Genomic DNA, 17,138 nt, shown 5'->3' with positions numbered 1-17,138 from the left:
TGACGAGCGCGACACTCCCGGAGGGGAGAACTTGATGTCACCGCGAGACACAGATATATTTCGTGCAACCAACGGGAACAGATAACTGCGAGGCTTCACCGCACGAGGAGGACTAGCCATGTCGAGCGAGTTGACCGACCTGCAGCTGCTACACGAACTCGAACCGGTCGTGGAGCAGAACATCAACCGACACATGCGGATGCGCAAGGACTGGAATCCGCACGACTACATCCCATGGTCGGACGGCAAGAACTACTACGCACTCGGCGGTCAGGACTGGGATCCCGAACAGTCCAAGCTCTCCGAGGTCGCCCAGGTGTCGATGCTGCAGAACCTCCTCACCGAGGACAACCTGCCGTCGTATCACCGCGAGATCGCGATGAACTTCAGCATGGACGGCCCGTGGGGCTACTGGGTCAACCGCTGGACGGCGGAGGAGAACCGGCACGGCATCGCCCTGCGGGACTACCTCGTCGTCACCCGCGCCATCGACCCCATCGAGCTCGAGGAGCTGCGCCTCGAGCAGGTCACCCGCGGCTTCAGCCCGGGCCAGGGCCAGCAGGGTGACATGTTCGCCGAGAGCCTGTTCGACTCCGTCATCTACGTGACGTTCCAGGAGCTGGCCACCCGCGTGTCGCACCGCAACACCGGCAAGGCATGCAACGAGACCGTCGCCGACCAGCTGCTGCAGCGCGTGTCGGCCGACGAGAACCTGCACATGATCTTCTACCGCGACGTCAGCGCCGCCGGCCTGGACTTCGCGCCCAACCAGGCGATGAAGTCGCTGCACCGGGTGCTGCGCAACTTCAAGATGCCCGGGTACACCGTGCCCGAGTTCCGTCGCAAGGCCGTGGTCATCGCCGTCGGCGGCGTCTACGACCCGCGCATCCACCTCGACGACGTCGTGATGCCGGTGCTGAAGAAGTGGCGCATCTTCGAGCGCGAGGACTTCACCGGCGAGGCCGCCGAGATGCGCGACGACCTCGGAAAGCTCGTCGAAGAGCTCGAGGACACGTGCCAGAAGTTCGAGGTCGCCAAGGAGCGCCGCCTCGAGCGCGAGCAGAAGATGGCCGAGAAGAAGGCCATGAAGAACCTGCTGGTGTCATCATCGGCAGCGTCCTAGCCCCAGCTCGGCACGTCGAATCCGCCGCGCCAGGCACAGCTGGCGCGGCGGATCGGCGAGTGCTGCGCATCGGGCCCTTCGAGCTGCGCAGTCCGGTGGTGCTCGCCCCGATGGCCGGCGTCACCAACGTCGCGTTCCGCACCCTGTGCCGAGAACTCGAACTGGCCCGCGCCGGCACCGTCAGCGGGCTCTACGTGTGCGAGATGGTGACCGCCCGCGCGCTCGTCGAGCGCAACGAGGCCACGCTGCACATGACCACGTTCGGGCCCGACGAGTCACCTCGCTCGCTGCAGCTCTACACCGTGGATCCGGCCACCACCTACGCCGCGGCGAAGATGATCGTCGACGAGGACCTGGCCGACCACATCGACATGAACTTCGGTTGCCCCGTTCCCAAGGTGACCAGGCGCGGTGGCGGTGCGGCGCTGCCGTACAAGCGCAAGTTGTTCGGCCAGATCGTGGCGGCCGCCGTCCGCGCCACCGCGGGCACCGGCATTCCCGTCACCGTCAAGTTCCGGATCGGCATCGACGACGAGCACCACACCCACCTAGACGCCGGCCGGATCGCCGCCGAGGAGGGCGCGGCGGCTGTCGCCCTACACGCCCGTACCGCTGCGCAGCGCTACTCGGGCAGCGCCGACTGGAGCCGCATCGCCGAGCTCAAGCAGCACGTCACCAGCGTCCCGGTGTTGGGCAACGGCGACATCTTCGACGCCGGTGACGCGATCGAGATGATGAACGTCACCGGCTGCGACGGCGTGGTCATCGGACGCGGATGTCTCGGGCGTCCGTGGTTGTTCGCCGAACTCTCCGCCGCGTTCACCGGCAACCCCTGCCCCACGCCCCCGACGCTGGGTGAGGTGGCCGCCATCGCGCGGCGCCACGGAGAGCTGCTGGCCGACCACTTCGGCGAGGACAAGGGCATGCGCGACATTCGCAAGCACGTCGCCTGGTACCTGCACGGATTCCCCGCCGGAGCCGAGCTGCGACGGGCGCTGGCGCTGGTCAAGACGCTCGCCGAACTCGACGACCTGCTGTCGCAGCTGGACCCCGACGTGCCGTTCCCCGCGGCGGCCGAGGGCCCGCGAGGGAGGCAGGGCTCGCCGGGCTCGGTCACTCTGCCCGAGGGATGGCTGAATGATCCCGACGATTGCACGGTGCCCGCGGGAGCGGACGTCATGCATTCTGGTGGCTAACTCGTCACGGTTCGGAGACGGTGTCGAGACGTCATCGAGACTGCACTGACGCTCGCGCGGACTGGCTCCGACTGGGGTTGTCTCAGTACGATGAGAGACCACTACGACGGGCTCCGACTGGCGGAGTTCGTGACGTGCTGCTACAAGAACAAGCAGCATCGAAGATCCCAGGCGCGCGTGGGCGCGGCGTTCCCGACAGTCGGAGGCCGGTAGGACATGAGTGACGGCGACAACGCCGCCCCCGGTCGCCGTTCACCGGGGACACCCGACGACGACTCCGAATCCAGCCCCGACGGCACGTCCACGCCCGACAACCATTGGCTTACCCGATCGTCACGACCAGCGCTAGGCGCCGCGCCGTGGGAACGGGCACGAGCTTCGACCGATGTCCCGGTCTCCGGCCCGGCACCCGGCGACCAGCCCGCGCCCACCGCCGACGAGGACGCCTCCGAGGCTCCCACCGGCAACCACACCGACGGGGTCACCGTCGCCGATCTGATCGCCAAGATCGCCGGATCCTCCGGGGAGCTGCCCCGCCGGCGCGAGAAGCCCGCACCCGAACCCGACACCGAAGTCATTCCCGTCGTGCCCGCGCACGCCTCGGAGCTCCCCGTCCTGACCGGGTTGAGCAAGGAGCTGGCACTGCCTGAGAGGGTGGGCGCCGACCCCGAGCCGGTGCCGGCCGCCCCGCGCCGCGGCCGCCGGACGGCCATGGTGATGGGCCGCGTTGCGGCAGCACTCATCGCCGTCTTCGCCCTGGCCTCGACCGGCGCCGCCTGGCAGTGGCAGACGTCCAAGAACAACAGCCTCAACAAGGTGGCCGCGCTCGACCCCAACTCGCGCGACATCGTCGATCCCGGCGCCCAGTTCGGCGACGAGAACTTCCTCATCGTCGGCACCGACAGCCGCCTCGGTCAGAACGCCGACATGGGCGCGGGTACGACGGACGACGCAGCGGGTGCGCGGTCGGACACGATCATGCTCGTCAACATCCCGGCGAACCGGAAACGCGTCGTGGCCGTGTCGTTCCCCCGTGATCTGTCGATCACGCCGATGCAGTGCGAGCACTGGGACCCGACCACCTTCGCCTACGGACCGGCCACCGACCCCGACTCCCCCGTCTACGGCATGGACAAGGTCTACACCGAGACCAAGCTGAACTCTGCCTACGCCGTCGGCGGCCCCAAGTGCCTGGTCAAGGTCATCCAGAAGCTGTCCGGCCTGTCGGTCAACCGTTTCATGGCCGTCGACTTCAACGGCTTCGCCAAGATGGTCGACGCCCTGGGCGGCGTCGAGGTATGCAGCACCACGCCCCTGGAGGACTACGAGCTCGGCACGGTGCTGGCCAATGCGGGAAGGCAAATCGTCGACGGGCACACCGCCCTGCAGTACGTGCGCGCCAGGCAGGTCACCACCGAGACCAACGGTGACTACGGCCGCATCAGGCGCCAGCAGCTGTTCCTGTCGTCGCTGTTGCGCTCGCTGATCTCCAAGGACACGTTCTTCTCGCTCAACAAACTCAACGACGTCGTGAACCTGTTCATCAACGACAGCTACGTCGACAACATCCAGACCAAGGATCTCGTCGACCTCGGCCAGTCGGTGCAGGGCGTGAACGCCGGGCGCATCACGTTCGTCACCGTGCCGACGGTGGGTTATGCCGACGAGTACGGCAACGAGGTCCCCCGCGCCGACGACATGCGTGCACTGTTCGACGCGATCATCAACGACGATCCCCTGCCCGAGGAGCGCAACGCCGACAACACGCCGGTGCCGCAGACGCCCGAGGCCGCCAGCGCGGCCCCGGCTGCGCCGGACGCCAACGGCGAGCTCGTCGACGCGGTCACCACCAGTCCCGGTGACATCACCGTGCGGGTATCCAACTCGACCGGGGCGAACGGGCTGGCGTCGACCGCCGCCACCGAGCTCGCGCAGCACGGCTTCAACGTGGACACGCCGGACGACTATCCGGGACCGCTGGGCTCCACGACGGTCTTCTTCTCGGAGGGCAACGAGCAGGCCGCCGCGACCGTGGCTTCGTCGTTCGCCAATCCCGGCGTCCCGTCCATCGAACGGGTCTCCGGCATGGGCAACGTCATCCGGGTGGTGCTCGGCTCGGACTTCAGCAAGGTCAACCCACCCTCGCCCAGCGGCTCCTCGGTGCAGGTCCACGTGGTACACGACCGCAGCGGGACGACCACGCATTTGCCAGAGGATCTGACGGTCACCAACGCCGCCGACACCACCTGCGAGTGACCGCCGCCGGGTCGGCGTCACGGCAGGTGGCATTCACCTTTCGTTCACCCGCGTGATCGTGACGATCGAGGTCACCAGCCCGTAGTCTTGGGACATGCGTACCGCCTACCACGAGCAACTGGCTGCCCTGACAGACCAGCTCGCTGACATGTGCGGCCTTGCCGGCGTTGCCATGGAGCGCGCGACCCAGGCCCTCTTGCAGGCCGATCTGGTACTGGCCGAGCAAGTCATCTCCGACCACGAACACATCGCTGCCGCAAGCTTGCGCGCCGAGGAAGCCGCCTTCGTACTGCTGGCGCTGCAGGCTCCCGTCGCCGGGGACCTGCGCGCCATCGTCAGCTCCATTCAGATCGTCGCCGACGTCGACCGGATGGGCGCGTTGGCACTGCACGTCGCCAAGATCGCTCGCCGTCGTCACCCGCAGCACGCCCTGCCCGAGGAAGTCAACGGCTACTTCGCCGAAATGGGAAGGGTCGCAGTCGATCTCGGCAACAGTGCGCGTGAGGTGCTGGCCACCAGGGATCCGGAGAAGGCAGCGCGCATCCGCGAAGAGGACGACGCGATGGATGACCTCCACCGGCACCTGTTCTCGGTGCTGATGGATCGCGAGTGGAAGCACGGCGTCACCGCAGCCGTCGACGTCACGCTGCTGAGCCGCTACTACGAGCGGTTCGCCGACCATGCCGTCGAGGTGGCGCGACGGGTGATCTTCCAGGTCACCGGCAGCTTTCCCGACGACGAAGTCATCTCCGCCTCCTAGCGGGACAACCGGACGCCAACGCGCTTGGCCGCGAGCAGGTCTCTCAGCACCGTCTCGATCACCCGAAGGTCCGCGACGGCATAGTCGCGCAGGAAGTCCTGCAGGCCGAGTGCCATCTCGTCGTGCAGTTCGCGGTGCGCGGCGACCACCCGTTCGCCGTCCGCGGTGAGGGCCAGCTGAATCTCCTTGCGATTGCCGGGCACCGGCGAGCGCACTACCAGGTTCGCCTCCACCAGGCGTTGCACGTGCTTGGAAACCGTGCCCTTGAGCCGTCCCGACCGCGCCGCCAGGCCGATTAGGCCGGTCGGACCGTCGGCGATGGCGTCGAGCAGGTGCATCGACAGCGCCGGTAGTGCATGGACCGCGGCCGCCACTCGCGGCGGGCAGCGCTCGGCGATGAACTCACGCTCGGCATCACCCTCACCGGCGCCACCCATCTCGATGCCGAACTTGTCCCCGACGGCGCCGACCAGGCGATCGATGTCCGCTATCAGCGCCGACTTGGTTTTCATGGAAACCATCTTGCCATCGACGACGCGGGCTCGTACATTGTTTCTATAGAAACCATTTCCGTAGAAACATGGGAGCGCACGATGAAGGCAGCCGTGGTCGAACAGTTCGGCCAGACCCCGATCTACACCGACCGGCCCGAGCCATTGGCCCGAGACGGGGCCGTGATCGCCTCCGTCGAGGCATCCGCGGTGACCAATCTGACCCGCGGGTTGATGTCGGGAAGACACTACGCCAGCAAGGAGATTCAGCTGCCGGCCATTCCCGGATTCGACGGCGTGGCCAGGCTGGACGACGGCAGACGCATCTACACCGGCGCGCTGGCACCGTACGGGATGATGGCCGAACGGGCCCTCGTCGACCCCGCGGGCGGGATCGAGGTACCCGAGCACGTCGATTCGGTGAGTGCCGCGGCCATCCCGAACCCCGGCATGTCGGCGTGGATGTCACTGAACTACGGCGCCGCCCTGCAACCGGGTGCCCACGTCCTGGTACTTGGGGCCACCGGCGTGACCGGCTCGATGGCCGCCCAGCTGGCCAAGGCCGAGTTCGGGGCGGGACGAGTCGTCGTCGCGGGCCGCGACACCGGCCGGCTCGACTGGTTGCGCACGGTCGGCGCCGACGATGCGATCGCCATGACCACCGAGGATCTGGGTGCCCGAGTGGCCGCCTTGCACACCGAGCGACCATTCGACGCGGTACTGGACTACCTGTGGGGCGCGCCGGCCGAAGCGGCCCTCACCGGGCTGGTCGAGAGTCATCCCTCGACACACTTCCACGCGACGCGCTTCGTCCAGATCGGCTCGATGGCTGGGCCGACGATCACCCTGCCAGCAGGCGCCCTGCGCGGAACCGCAATTACGTTGTCCGGCATCGGAATCGGCAGTGTGCCACCGGAGGTGATGGCCCGTGCCCGCACCGAGGCACTCCCCCGGCTCTTCGACATGGTGGCCAGCGGCGCACTGCAGCTGCGCACCCAGGCCCGTCCGCTGGCCGACGTCGCCGAGGCGTGGACGTCACCCGAGCCGTCGGGAACCCGGGTGGTGCTGACTCCCTAGCCGAAGCGGCCCGAGATGTAGTCCTCGGTGGCCTTCTGGGTCGGGTTGGAGAAGATCTTCTCGGTGTCGTCGATCTCGATGAGCCGGCCCGGCTTGCCCGTCGCCTCCAGATTGAAGAACGCCGTCTGATCGCTGACGCGAGCCGCCTGCTGCATATTGTGGGTGACGATGACGATGGTGAAGTCCTGCTTCAACTCGGCGATGAGATCCTCGATCGCCAACGTGGAGATGGGGTCGAGCGCCGAGCAGGGCTCGTCCATCAGCAGGACGTCGGGCTGCACCGCGATGGCCCGGGCGATGCACAGTCGCTGCTGCTGACCACCGGACAGGCCGCCACCCGGCTTGTCCAGCCGGTCCTTGACCTCGTTCCACAGGTTGGCACCCTTGAGCGAGCGCTCGGCGACTTCGTCGAGGGTCTTCTTGCTCTGCCGGCCCTGCAATTTCAACCCGGCGACCACGTTGTCACGAATCGACATGGTGGGGAACGGGTTCGGCCGCTGGAACACCATGCCGATGGTCTTGCGAACGCCGACCGGATCGACCCCGGCACCGTAGATGTCTTCGCCGTCGAGTAGCACCGAGCCCTCGACGCGAGCGCCGGGGATCACCTCGTGCATGCGGTTGAGCGTGCGCAGGACGGTGGACTTGCCGCAGCCCGACGGGCCGATGAACGCCGTCACGCTGCGCGGCTGCACCGACAGCGCGACGTCGGCCACCGCATGGAACGACCCGTAGTAGATGTTGACGTCTTTGAGATCGAGGCGCTTGGCCACGGGAAGCTCCGCTTCTGCTAAATGACTAAATCTTCTTGGGGGAAAAGATCTTCGAGACGACGCGCGCCGCGACGTTGAGGATGGCGATCAGCAGCACCAACGTCAGTGCGGCACCCCACAGGCGATCGGTGGGAATCGGGCTCGCGCCGGCACCGGCCGAGATCTGGTCGTACATCATGCCGGGTAGCGAGCCCATGAAGCCGCCGAACATGTCGAAGTTGATGGACGCCGCATAGCCGACCAGGATCAGCAGCGGGGCCGTCTCACCCATCACCCGGGCCAGCGCCAGCATGACGCCGGTGACGATGCCCGACAATGCGGTCGGGATGACGATGCGCACGATGGTCTTCCACTTCGGCACGCCGAGCGCGTAACTCGCCTCGCGCAGATCCATCGGCACGATCCGCAGCATCTCCTCGGTGGCCCGCACGATGACCGGAATCATCAACAGCACCAAGGCCAGCGAGACCGCGAAGCCCGAACGCTCGAAGCCCAGCGTGGCCACCCAGAGCGCGTAGATGAACAGCGCGGCCACGATCGAGGGCACACCGGTGAGGATGTCGACCATGAAGGTGGTGATCTTGCCGAGTCGGGTACCGCCGCCGTACTCGACGAGGTAGACCGCGACCATCACGCCGATCGGGATCGAGATGAGCGAGCACACCAGCCCCTGCAGCAGCGTGCCCATGATCGCGTGGTAGACGCCGCCGCCAGGGGAGAACGCCGTCGTCCCGGCCTGCGAGTTGGTGAACCACACCGGGGAGGTGACCGCGGCGAGGCCCTTGCTGATGACCGAGTACAGCACCCAGATCAAGGGAATCAACGCGATCAGCACCGAGGCCGAGACCAGAACGGTGGCAACGCTGTTGGTCAGCTTTCGGCGGGCGCTGACGCCCTGGAACGTCGGCGCCTTGACCGGTTGGTCGAGTGTGGCCGTCATGACTTTGCGCCCCTTCCGGCGACCGCGGCGCGGGCCGCCGAGTTCACCACGAACGTGAGGATGAACAGCACCAGGCCGGCGGCAATGTAGGCACCCGCCTTGTACTGATCGTTGAACTCGCTGGCGGCAGAGGCGATCTTGCTGGCGAAGGTGTATCCACCGTCGAACAGCGACCACCCGAACGCGGACTGCGTGCCACGCAGGATGATCAGCAGCGCGATGGTCTCACCGAGCGCACGACCCAGGCCGAGCATCGCGCCGCTGATGTAACCGGAGAGCCCGAACGGCAGCACCGTCGTCCGGACGACCTCCCACCGCGTGGCGCCCAGCGCGAGAGCGGCCTCGATCTGGCCGCGTGGCGTCTGGACGAACACCTCGCGGGCCACCGCGGTGATGATCGGCAGGATCATCACCGCCAGCACGATGCCCGCCGTGAAGATGGTGCCGCCACCAGCCACCGAGGCGTTGCCCGTCTTGAACAGGAATAGCCAGTCCAAGTTCTGGTTGAGCCACAGCGCGAACGGCTTGAGCACCGGCGCCAGGACGTACAGACCCCACACGCCGTAGACGATCGACGGCACGGCCGCCAGCAGGTCGACGACGTAGCCGAGCGGTCCCGCCAGCCGACGAGGCGAGTACTGGGTGAGGAAGATGGCGATGCCGAGCGCCACCGGCATCGCCAGCACCAGGGCGAACAACGAGACGAACACGGTGACCTGGAGCAGGTCGAGGATGCCGAACTTCATCGACGCCGTGTTCGTGGTGACCCAGTTGCCGCCGTAGGTGAAGAAGTTCGCCTCGTTGCGGTTGAGTGCGGGCACCGCGCGCCACAGGAGGAAGACCCCGATCGCCGCAATCAGGACGACGATCAGGATGCCCGCGCCCTCGGCGAGTCCGCCGAAGATGCGGTCACCCAGACGTACCTTCGCCCCCCGCGAGGGGTTGGTGGAGATGGGCTCCGGAGTCGGGACGGGCGAAGCGATTACTTCACCCGATCCCGCACCGGTTGGGTTCGGTGTCGTCACTGTCATCCCGTTGTCGGTCATCGGTTCCAGAACCCATCCTCACCGCGTTGGTGGCGGTACGCCAGCCAACTATGCAATTGCGTCGACGGACTTGAGCAGGCGCTGCTTGAAGGAGTCGGGCAGCGGAACGAAGCCGGCGGCCGAGAGGTTGGCCTGGCCCTGGTTGGCAGCCACCGAGAGGAACGACTTCACCGCAGCGGCGGTGTCGGCGTCGTAGCCCTTGGAGCACACGATCTCGTAGGTGGCCAGCATCAGCGGGTAGGCGCCGGCTTCCTTGGACGCGTACAGCGCGTTCAGATCGAGCGTCAGGTCCATGCCCTCGGCCTTGAACTTGGCGTCGCCGACTGCCTTGGCGGTCGTCTCGTCGGTCAACTCGACGGGGCCGGCGCCGCTGTCGATCTGGGCGAACGGAAGGTTCGCCGCCTTGGCCGGGCTCTTCTCGACGTAGCCGATCGCGCCAGGGGTGGCCTGGACGGCCTGCACGACGCCGGAGGACTTCTGAGCGCCTTCGCCGGCACCGCCCTGGAATTCCTTGCCCGCACCCTTGGTCCACGTCTGCGGGGCAGCGGCGGTCAGGTACTTCTGGAAGTTGTCGGTGGTGCCCGACGAGTCCGACCGGTAGATCGGCGTGATCTTGGTGTCGGGGAGGGTGGCGCCGCTGTTGAGGGCGGCGATTGCCGGGTCGTTCCACGTGGTGATCGCACCGGTGAAGATCTTGGCGAGCACGTCGGCGTTGACGACGAGCTTGTCGACGCCCTCGAGGTTGTAGGCCATCGCGACGGGGCCGAACACCAGCGGCAGGTTCCACGCCGGGTTGCCGCCACAGCGTGCGGCGGCCGGGGCGGTCTGATCGGCGGAGAGAGCCGAATCGGAGCCGGCGAAGTCCACCTGCTTGGCGATGAACTGCGTGACACCCGCACCCGAGCCGGTCGGGTTGTAGGACAGTGCCTTGCCCGCGCAGACCTGGCCCCACGCCTTGTTGAACTCGGCGATGGCGTTCTGCTGAGCGGTCGAGCCCTCGGCGGTGAGCGCGTTCTTGCCGCCACAGTCCGCGGCGGCCGACGAGGAGGAGGACCCCGAGGCGCTGCTCGAAGACGTTCCGGAGTTGTTGTCGCTGCCGCACGCGGTCATGGTCATCGTGGCGACGGCCGCCACCGACAACAGCGTGATTGCCGGGGTGCCGAGCACCTTGCCAAAGCGATTGAGCTTCACTGATCCCACTTTCGATTCGTCTGCCTCAGGACTCCACGGCAACGTATGCGGCGCTAGTGGACGGATCGCTGACGAAAGATGAACGAGCGGTGAACAGCCTCAGCGATTTCACAGCTGAGGGGCTAACGGCGGGTGTACGCCACGTCCGCGATGAACACTTCGAAACCCAGGCGTTCATACGTCTTCATGGCGGCAGAGTTATCTGCCTCGACGTAAAGACTGACAGCGGCGTCGGGCCCGAGGCGCGCCGCGAGGTGGTGCAGACCGACCAGGGTCAGGGCCTTGCCGAGTCCGCGGCCCTGCGCGCTCGGGTCGACGCCGACGACGTAGACCTCGCCGAGGGAGGGGCCGTGAATCTTGGTCCAGTGGAAGCCCAGCAATTGCCCGGTGGTGGCGTCGAAGGCCAAGAACAGCCCGTCGGCGTCGAACCAGGGCTCCGCGCGCCGCTCGGCGATCTCCGCCTCGGTCCAGCCGCCCTGCTCGGGGTGCCAGGAGAAGGCGGCGTTGTTGACCCGCAGCAGTTCGGCGTCGTCGCTGGGCCCCACATAGGTCCGCAGCGCAACGTCGGCGGGCAGCTGCGTGGATGGGAGACCGTCGAGTGGCCGGCGCATCTGGAGCAGCTCGCGGGCAGCGACCAGGTCGAGCGCGGCGGCCGTGGCCCGCGCAGGTTCGAGATTGCCGTGAGCCCACACCCTGGCCTGGGCCCCGCCCTCGGCGAGCCCGGCCCGGATGAGCGCCGAACCGATTCCCCGTCGGCGGGCGTCGGGGCGGACGGCCGCCTCGGCCATGGCGGGAGCATCGTCGGTCGCCGGGGTGAGATTTAGGTAGCCGACGAGACCGTCGTCCTGCTCGGCGACCAGATGCCTGGTCCGGTCGCCGGAGAGCGCCCGCAGCACCTGGTCACCAACCGGGGGCGTCCCGTCGTGCTCTGTCACGGCTTCCAGCAGAGCCAGGATGCGACGTTGTTCGTCATCCGAAAGAGCTGTCCGCCAACGGCTTTCGGTCACTGCGCGCGAAGCGGGTCGCCCACCGTGCCCGGCAGACCCGCCGGCTCGTCGTCGTAGGCATCGATGTCGTCGAGGTCGTCACCGAGGTCGGAGTCCGGTGCGGGCGGGCGGCCGCGGGCGGGGCGAACGGCCTTGTATCCGACGTTGCGGACGGTGCCGATCAACGATTCGTACTCGGGGCCGAGCTTGGCCCGCAGCCGCCGCACGTGCACGTCCACGGTGCGGGTGCCGCCGAAGAAGTCGTAACCCCAGACCTCCTGCAGCAGCTGCGCGCGGGTGAACACCCGGCCCGCGTGCTGAGCCAGGTACTTCAGTAGCTCGAACTCCTTGTACGTCAGGTCCAGCGGGCGGCCGCGCAGCCGCGCCGTGTACGTGCCCTCGTCGATGACGAGTTCGCCAAGACTGACCTTGCCTGCACTCTCCTGGTCGGCGGCACCGCCGCGGCGTCCGACCAGCAGTCGCAACCTGGCGTCGATCTCGGCCGGTCCGGTGCTGGGCAACAGGATCTCGTCGAGACCCCATTCGACGTTCACGGCCACCAGGCCGCCTTCGTTGACGACCGCGACGACGGGCACCGACGTGCCGGTGGTTCCCAGCAGTCGGCACAGCCCGCGAGCCGCGGCAAGATCGGTTCGGGCGTCGACGATCGCCACGTCCGCGGTGCCCGCCTCGAGAAGAGAGGACACCTCGGTCGGTGCGGACCGCACGCTGTGCGCCAGAAGCGCCAACGACGGCAGTACCGACTCGGGGTGCGGGTCGACGGTCAGTAGCAAAAGATCCAACAGGCCCTCCAGCGCATCCCGGGAAGATCACCCGACGACATCTGCATCGACAAGTCCGGGCAATCTCCCAGATTCATGGCTGACACGCCGCCGTTACCGGCCACGCTGGCATAACGATAGCGTGCTAGCTGCGAATTAGCCGCGCTGAGCGCTGGCTCGCGATCCCGGTAGGCCAGAATGTGCGGGTGCGCAAGCTGCTGATCGGACTGGCCGCCGGGGTGACGACGGTGGCCGTCGGGATCGTCGGCGCCGATTTCGGCACCGCCATCTACGCCGAGTTCCACTGGGCTCGGACCATCCGCGCGGCCAACCACCTACCCTTCGACCCCTGGGTCGGCATCCTGGGGTTCCCGTTCACCACGCAGGCGATGCGCCACGAATACAAGGAAGTGGAGATTCGCGCCGCGGGTGTCGACCACCCGGTTGTCGGCAAGGTCTCCCTGGAGGCGACGCTGCATCACGTCGGGCTGACCGAGACGTCCTGGCTGATCGGCCCAGGGGCCAAGCTGCCGATCGGCAAGCTGGAGAGCCGCATCATCGTCGACTCCACTCACGTGGGCCGGTTCATGGGCATCAAGGATCTGCTCGTAGAGGCTCCGTCGAGGGAGACCAACGACGCCACCGGCGGCACCACCGAGTCCGGGATCTCCGAGAGCCGCGGGCTGGTGTTCACCGGCACCCCGATCGCGGCCGGCTTCCACCATCGGGTCAGCGTGGCGGTCGACCTGTCGATACCTCCGGACGATGACACCACCCTCGTCTTCACTGCCACCGGCGTCCTCACCGGAGCCGGCACGGCCGACGAACCCGTGCCGGATGACCAGAAGGCGGCTGTGCTCGCCGCGTTCGACACCAAGATGCCGGGGATGAAGCTGCCGTTCGCGATCTCTCCGACCCACGAGGGCGCGCGCGGCTCCGACATCATCATCGAGGGCATCACGACGGGAGTAACCGTCGGCCCGGATGGGTTCAGACAGTCATGAGCTCCTCACTGCCGGTCGTCCTCGGGGTGCTGGTTGCCGCGCTCGCGGTGGCGTTCGTCATCGGTCGCCTGATGACCCGCCGGCGCGGCATCCTGCGCAGCACGCCGGCGACTCCGGCCGGCGTCGATGCCGCCGAGCTGGGGTTACCGCCGGGTCGGCCGGCGATCGTGCACTTCAGCGCCGTCTGGTGTGGTCCGTGTGCGGGCGTCCGCCGGGTGGTCGACCAGGTGTGTGCCGAGCTACCCGAAGTCGCACACGTCGAGATCGACATGGACGACGATCCGGCCGCCGCGCGCCGGCTCTCGGTGCTGTCGCTGCCGACCACCTTCGTCTTCGACCGCGATGGCCGGCAACGCCACCGCACCTCGGGGGTGCCCAAGGCCGCTGACCTGCGCTCCGCCCTCGAACCGCTGTTGGGCTGACGGCTTCGTCTTTTGGAGCGGACTTGGGTAAGCTGACCGGCGTGTCCCCCCGCCTCGAGCTTCTGCTCACCAAGCGTCGCGCAGTCGATCTGTGCCGCGTTGCGGGTTGTCGTTGTCGTTGTCGTTGCTGCTGAGTAGCTGAGCGTTTCTTCGCGCCGCCTCGGAGCAGCCCTTTCTGGCATGCCCCACGCCCAGACACCTCGATGACAGCAGGAGAGACTCGTGCCCAACCAGCCCACTGAACCAGACCAGGTCGACGTCCGCGGACCGCGTTTCGCCGCCTGGGTCACCACGGCGGTCATCGTCGCCACACTCGTCACCTCCGCCTTCAGCTCGGCCGCCGCGGCCGTGCTGCTGGGTCTGCAGACCGCGGTGTTCGCGATCGGAGCCGTCGGCGGGCCCCGCAAGCACCCCTACGGTCGGATCTTCGCGGCGTTCGTCGCCCCTCGACTCGGCCCGGTTACCGAGAAGGAGCCAGTTCCGCCGCTGAAGTTCGCACAGCTGGTCGGGTTCGTCTTCGCACTCCTCGGCACGGTCGGGTTCGCCACCGGGTTGGTCACCGTCGGTCTGGTCCTGACCGCCTTCGCCCTGGTGGCAGCATTCCTCAACGCGGCCTTCGGCATCTGCCTGGGCTGCCAGCTCTACCCGCTCGTCGCACGTCTCCGCAGCACTCCCACCACGGCCTGACCGCCGCCCGTCCACACTTACGAAGGGATCTCATCCATGGCACGCTCCGACGTCCTGGTCACTGCAGAATGGGCCGAGAGCAATCTCGACACCCCCGGCATCGTCTTCGTCGAAGTAGACGAGGACACCAGCGCCTACGAGGGCGGCCACATCGCCGGCGCCGTCCGACTTGACTGGAAGACCGAGCTGCAGGATCAGGTCAAGCGCGACTTCGTCGACCAGCAGCAGTTCTCGAAGCTGCTGTCGGACAAGGGCATCGGCAACGACGACACCGTCGTGCTGTACGGCGGCAACAACAATTGGTTCGCCGCCTACGCCTACTGGTACTTCAAGCTCTACGGCCACCAGGACGTCAAGCTCCTCGACGGCGGCCGCAAGAAGTGGGAACTCGACTCCCGCCCCCTGACCACCGAGGTCAAGGACCGCCCGGCGACCTCCTACAACGCCAAGGCCCCCAACAACGACATCCGCGCCTTCCGCGACGAGGTCATCGCGGCCATCGGCGAGAAGAACCTCGTCGACGTCCGCTCCCCCGACGAGTTCTCCGGCAAGATCCTGGCGCCCGCGCACCTGCCTCAGGAGCAGAGCCAGCGTGCCGGACACATCCCCAGCGCCATCAACGTCCCGTGGAGCAAGGCAGCCAACGAAGACGGCACCTTCAAGTCCGACGAAGACCTGGCCAAGCTGTACGCCGAGGCCGGCCTGGACGGCGAGAAGGAGACCATCGCCTACTGCCGCATCGGTGAGCGTTCCTCGCACACCTGGTTCGTGCTGCAGGAGCTGCTGGGACACCAGAACGTCAAGAACTACGACGGCAGTTGGACTGAATACGGCTCCCTGGTGGGCGCCCCGATCGAATTGGGAAGTTGACATGTGCTCTGCACCGAAGCAAGGACTGACTCTGCCCTCCAGCGTTGACCTGGAGAAGGAGACGGTCATCACCGGCCGCGTCGTCGACGGGTCCGGGCAGACCGTCGGAGGGGCGTTCGTGCGTCTGCTCGACGCCTCCGACGAATTCACCGCCGAGGTCGTCGCATCGGCGACGGGTGACTTCCGGTTCTTCGCAGCCCCCGGCACGTGGACGCTGCGCGCCCTGTCGCCCGCGGGCAACGGCGATGCCAGCATCGCGCCGGCGGGTGCGGGCATCCACGAGGTCGACGTCAAGGTCGCGTAGCGACCATGCGGCGAGCGGTGCCCCGACGCGTCGGGGCACCGCCGAGGAACTAGACTCGACACCGTGGTGCTCTTCTTCGAGATCCTGCTCGTCGCGGCGGTCGTCGTCATCACCTGGTTCGCCCTCTACGCGGTGTACCGGCTGATCACCGACGAATTGTGACGGCAGACGACAACCCCGCCGATACCAATGCGGGAGCGAGTTCGGTCATTCCTGGATCGGCCGACCGCGCCGTAGCGGCGGCCATCGAGCGCGCCAAGGTCACGGCCGCGCGCAACCTTCCGGCGTTCGACGATCTGCCGATCCCCGCCGACACCGCCAATCTCCGCGAGGGCGTCAGCCTCAACGACGCACTGCTCGCCCTGCTGCCGCTCGTCGGCGTGTGGCGCGGTGAGGGCACCGGGCGCGGCGCCAACGGCGACTACCCCTTCGGCCAGCAGATCATCGTGTCGCACGATGGTGGTGAATACCTCAACTGGGAGGCCCGCTCCTGGCTGCTTTCGGAGTCCGGCGAATTCGAGGGGCCAGCGCTGCGCGAGTCGGGCTTCTGGCGCTTCGTCAACGATCCAGACGACCCAGGCGAATCGCAGGCCATCGAACTGCTGCTGGCGCACTCCGCCGGTTACGTCGAGCTGTTCTACGGCCACCCGCTCAACCAGTCGTCCTGGGAGCTGGCGACCGACGCACTGGCGCGCAGCAAGTCGGGCGTGCTCGTCGGAGGCGCCAAGCGGCTGTACGGCATCATCGAGGGCGGCGACCTCGCCTACGTCGAGGAACGCGTCGACGCCGACGGCGGCCTCGTTCCACACCTGTCGGCCCGACTGTCCCGGCACGTCGGGTAGTGCGACCCGGACCGATCGTCTCCGTGTTCGCCGCCGCAGCCCTGCTGGCGGCGTGCAGCTCGCAGCCGTCCGCACCCACGCCCGCGCCGACGACGCAGTCCCCGGCGCCGACGCACGGCGCGCTGTCGCAGTGCCTCGCCGAACACGGCGTGCCCGCCGCTCCCGGCCCGACGACGGGCCCGCCGGCCGGTGTCGACCAGGACGCCTGGGAGCGGGCCACGCAAGCCTGCTCGTCGCTGGAACCCGGTCCCGCGAACTAGGAGCTTCGTCGGGCGCGACCCGCGCTACGTAGTCCAGACATGGAGCGGCCCCCGAGCCGTTGGTTCCTGGTTGGACGGACCGAGGGGCTCGGGGGCCGGGTGACTGCCGGGAATTCGCCAGCGCACGC

General features: G+C 67.6%; 20 protein-coding genes. 13 read left to right on the top strand and 7 right to left on the bottom strand.

Going from position 1 to position 17,138, the window contains the following annotated elements; translation table 11 throughout:
- The first annotated feature begins 118 nt into the window (after positions 1 to 118).
- The 4 genes from SBI80_RS10980 (at position 119) to phoU (ending at position 5,335) form a co-directional block, all read left to right on the top strand.
- On the top strand, positions 119 to 1,123 hold the full coding sequence (locus SBI80_RS10980) for an acyl-ACP desaturase (RefSeq protein ID WP_318974532.1): 1,005 nt from the start codon (positions 119 to 121) through the stop codon (positions 1,121 to 1,123).
- Between the two features lie 62 nt (positions 1,124 to 1,185).
- Complete coding sequence (dusB, locus tag SBI80_RS10975; protein ID WP_318975216.1) at positions 1,186 to 2,319, top strand: tRNA dihydrouridine synthase DusB; 1,134 nt, start codon at positions 1,186 to 1,188, stop codon at positions 2,317 to 2,319.
- A 216-nt stretch (positions 2,320 to 2,535) separates the two neighbouring features.
- Positions 2,536 to 4,575: an LCP family glycopolymer transferase gene (locus SBI80_RS10970; protein WP_318974531.1), complete on the top strand. Its 2,040-nt coding sequence runs from the start codon at positions 2,536 to 2,538 to the stop codon at positions 4,573 to 4,575.
- A 94-nt stretch (positions 4,576 to 4,669) separates the two neighbouring features.
- Positions 4,670 to 5,335: a phosphate signaling complex protein PhoU gene (gene phoU / locus SBI80_RS10965; protein ID WP_318974530.1), complete on the top strand. Its 666-nt coding sequence runs from the start codon at positions 4,670 to 4,672 to the stop codon at positions 5,333 to 5,335.
- Here the strand turns inward: phoU and SBI80_RS10960 are convergent.
- Entirely contained in the window at positions 5,332 to 5,847 is a 516-nt protein-coding gene (locus SBI80_RS10960; RefSeq protein ID WP_318974529.1) for a MarR family winged helix-turn-helix transcriptional regulator, read from the bottom strand. The two genes, phoU and SBI80_RS10960, sit on opposite strands and share 4 nt — an antisense overlap.
- Positions 5,848 to 5,928: 81 nt before the next feature.
- Here SBI80_RS10960 and SBI80_RS10955 point away from each other — a divergent pair, with 81 nt between their 5' ends.
- Positions 5,929 to 6,903 (top strand): quinone oxidoreductase family protein, encoded by a 975-nt coding sequence (locus tag SBI80_RS10955; RefSeq protein WP_318974528.1) that lies wholly within the window; start codon positions 5,929 to 5,931, stop codon positions 6,901 to 6,903.
- Here the strand turns inward: SBI80_RS10955 and pstB are convergent.
- The 6 genes from pstB to SBI80_RS10925 all read right to left on the bottom strand — a co-directional run bounded on the left by pstB (position 6,900) and on the right by SBI80_RS10925 (position 12,642).
- Positions 6,900 to 7,676: a phosphate ABC transporter ATP-binding protein PstB gene (pstB, locus tag SBI80_RS10950; RefSeq protein WP_318974527.1), complete on the bottom strand. Its 777-nt coding sequence runs from the start codon at positions 7,674 to 7,676 to the stop codon at positions 6,900 to 6,902. The two genes, SBI80_RS10955 and pstB, sit on opposite strands and share 4 nt — an antisense overlap.
- 25 nt (positions 7,677 to 7,701) lie before the next feature.
- A complete protein-coding gene (gene pstA, locus SBI80_RS10945; RefSeq protein WP_318974526.1) occupies positions 7,702 to 8,616 on the bottom strand; it encodes a phosphate ABC transporter permease PstA in 915 nt (304 codons plus the stop codon).
- On the bottom strand, positions 8,613 to 9,662 hold the full coding sequence (gene pstC, locus SBI80_RS10940; RefSeq protein ID WP_318974525.1) for a phosphate ABC transporter permease subunit PstC: 1,050 nt from the start codon (positions 9,660 to 9,662) through the stop codon (positions 8,613 to 8,615). The genes pstA and pstC overlap by 4 nt, the downstream gene beginning before the upstream one ends.
- Before the next feature lie 48 nt (positions 9,663 to 9,710).
- Positions 9,711 to 10,853: a phosphate ABC transporter substrate-binding protein PstS gene (gene pstS / locus SBI80_RS10935; protein ID WP_318974524.1), complete on the bottom strand. Its 1,143-nt coding sequence runs from the start codon at positions 10,851 to 10,853 to the stop codon at positions 9,711 to 9,713.
- Positions 10,854 to 10,975: 122 nt separating this feature from the next.
- A complete protein-coding gene (gene mshD, locus SBI80_RS10930; RefSeq protein WP_318974523.1) occupies positions 10,976 to 11,860 on the bottom strand; it encodes a mycothiol synthase in 885 nt (294 codons plus the stop codon).
- Positions 11,857 to 12,642 (bottom strand): winged helix-turn-helix transcriptional regulator, encoded by a 786-nt coding sequence (locus tag SBI80_RS10925; RefSeq protein WP_318974522.1) that lies wholly within the window; start codon positions 12,640 to 12,642, stop codon positions 11,857 to 11,859. Before SBI80_RS10925 ends, mshD begins: the two co-directional genes overlap by 4 nt.
- 185 nt (positions 12,643 to 12,827) lie before the next feature.
- Between SBI80_RS10925 and lmeA the strand changes: the two genes are divergently transcribed.
- From lmeA to SBI80_RS10890, 8 genes are all read left to right on the top strand, one after another.
- Positions 12,828 to 13,625, top strand: a complete 798-nt coding sequence (gene lmeA / locus SBI80_RS10920) for a mannan chain length control protein LmeA (protein WP_318974521.1) — start codon at positions 12,828 to 12,830, stop codon at positions 13,623 to 13,625.
- Positions 13,622 to 14,047, top strand: a complete 426-nt coding sequence (locus SBI80_RS10915; protein WP_318974520.1) for a thioredoxin family protein — start codon at positions 13,622 to 13,624, stop codon at positions 14,045 to 14,047. Before lmeA ends, SBI80_RS10915 begins: the two co-directional genes overlap by 4 nt.
- Positions 14,048 to 14,088: 41 nt before the next feature.
- Entirely contained in the window at positions 14,089 to 14,181 is a 93-nt protein-coding gene (locus SBI80_RS28230) for a putative leader peptide (RefSeq protein ID WP_413232709.1), read from the top strand.
- A gap of 88 nt (positions 14,182 to 14,269) precedes the next feature.
- Positions 14,270 to 14,734, top strand: a complete 465-nt coding sequence (locus SBI80_RS10910; protein ID WP_318974519.1) for a DUF4395 domain-containing protein — start codon at positions 14,270 to 14,272, stop codon at positions 14,732 to 14,734.
- A gap of 36 nt (positions 14,735 to 14,770) precedes the next feature.
- On the top strand, positions 14,771 to 15,604 hold the full coding sequence (locus SBI80_RS10905; RefSeq protein ID WP_318974518.1) for a sulfurtransferase: 834 nt from the start codon (positions 14,771 to 14,773) through the stop codon (positions 15,602 to 15,604).
- 1 nt (position 15,605) lies between these two features.
- Entirely contained in the window at positions 15,606 to 15,908 is a 303-nt protein-coding gene (locus SBI80_RS10900) for a DUF1416 domain-containing protein (RefSeq protein ID WP_318974517.1), read from the top strand.
- A gap of 209 nt (positions 15,909 to 16,117) precedes the next feature.
- Positions 16,118 to 16,750, top strand: coding sequence for a heme-binding beta-barrel domain-containing protein (locus SBI80_RS10895; protein ID WP_318975214.1), 633 nt, complete (start codon positions 16,118 to 16,120; stop codon positions 16,748 to 16,750).
- Positions 16,750 to 17,010, top strand: a complete 261-nt coding sequence (locus SBI80_RS10890) for a hypothetical protein (RefSeq protein WP_318974516.1) — start codon at positions 16,750 to 16,752, stop codon at positions 17,008 to 17,010. Before SBI80_RS10895 ends, SBI80_RS10890 begins: the two co-directional genes overlap by 1 nt.
- Positions 17,011 to 17,138: the final 128 nt, after the last annotated feature.

The sequence above is a fragment of the Mycolicibacterium sichuanense genome (genome assembly GCF_033741125.1).
In the GTDB taxonomy this organism is placed as follows: Bacteria; Actinomycetota; Actinomycetes; order Mycobacteriales; family Mycobacteriaceae; genus Mycobacterium.
The sequence above is the reverse complement of the archived record's forward strand: the minus strand, read 5'-3'. Positions and strand labels throughout refer to the sequence as shown.

What these genes read in the sequence shown, in the direction of transcription:
- SBI80_RS10905 (WP_318974518.1), top strand. Translation starts at nt 14,771, where the DNA reads ATGGCACGCTCCGACGTCCTGGTCACTGCAGAATGGGCCGAGAGCAAT.
- SBI80_RS10970 (WP_318974531.1), top strand. Translation starts at nt 2,536, where the DNA reads ATGAGTGACGGCGACAACGCCGCCCCCGGTCGCCGTTCACCGGGGACA.
- pstC (WP_318974525.1), bottom strand. Translation starts at nt 9,662, where the DNA reads ATGACCGACAACGGGATGACAGTGACGACACCGAACCCAACCGGTGCG.
- SBI80_RS10900 (WP_318974517.1), top strand. Translation starts at nt 15,606, where the DNA reads ATGTGCTCTGCACCGAAGCAAGGACTGACTCTGCCCTCCAGCGTTGAC.
- SBI80_RS10960 (WP_318974529.1), bottom strand. Translation starts at nt 5,847, where the DNA reads ATGAAAACCAAGTCGGCGCTGATAGCGGACATCGATCGCCTGGTCGGC.
- SBI80_RS10980 (WP_318974532.1), top strand. Translation starts at nt 119, where the DNA reads ATGTCGAGCGAGTTGACCGACCTGCAGCTGCTACACGAACTCGAACCG.
- SBI80_RS10915 (WP_318974520.1), top strand. Translation starts at nt 13,622, where the DNA reads ATGAGCTCCTCACTGCCGGTCGTCCTCGGGGTGCTGGTTGCCGCGCTC.
- SBI80_RS10955 (WP_318974528.1), top strand. Translation starts at nt 5,929, where the DNA reads ATGAAGGCAGCCGTGGTCGAACAGTTCGGCCAGACCCCGATCTACACC.
- phoU (WP_318974530.1), top strand. Translation starts at nt 4,670, where the DNA reads ATGCGTACCGCCTACCACGAGCAACTGGCTGCCCTGACAGACCAGCTC.
- pstA (WP_318974526.1), bottom strand. Translation starts at nt 8,616, where the DNA reads ATGACGGCCACACTCGACCAACCGGTCAAGGCGCCGACGTTCCAGGGC.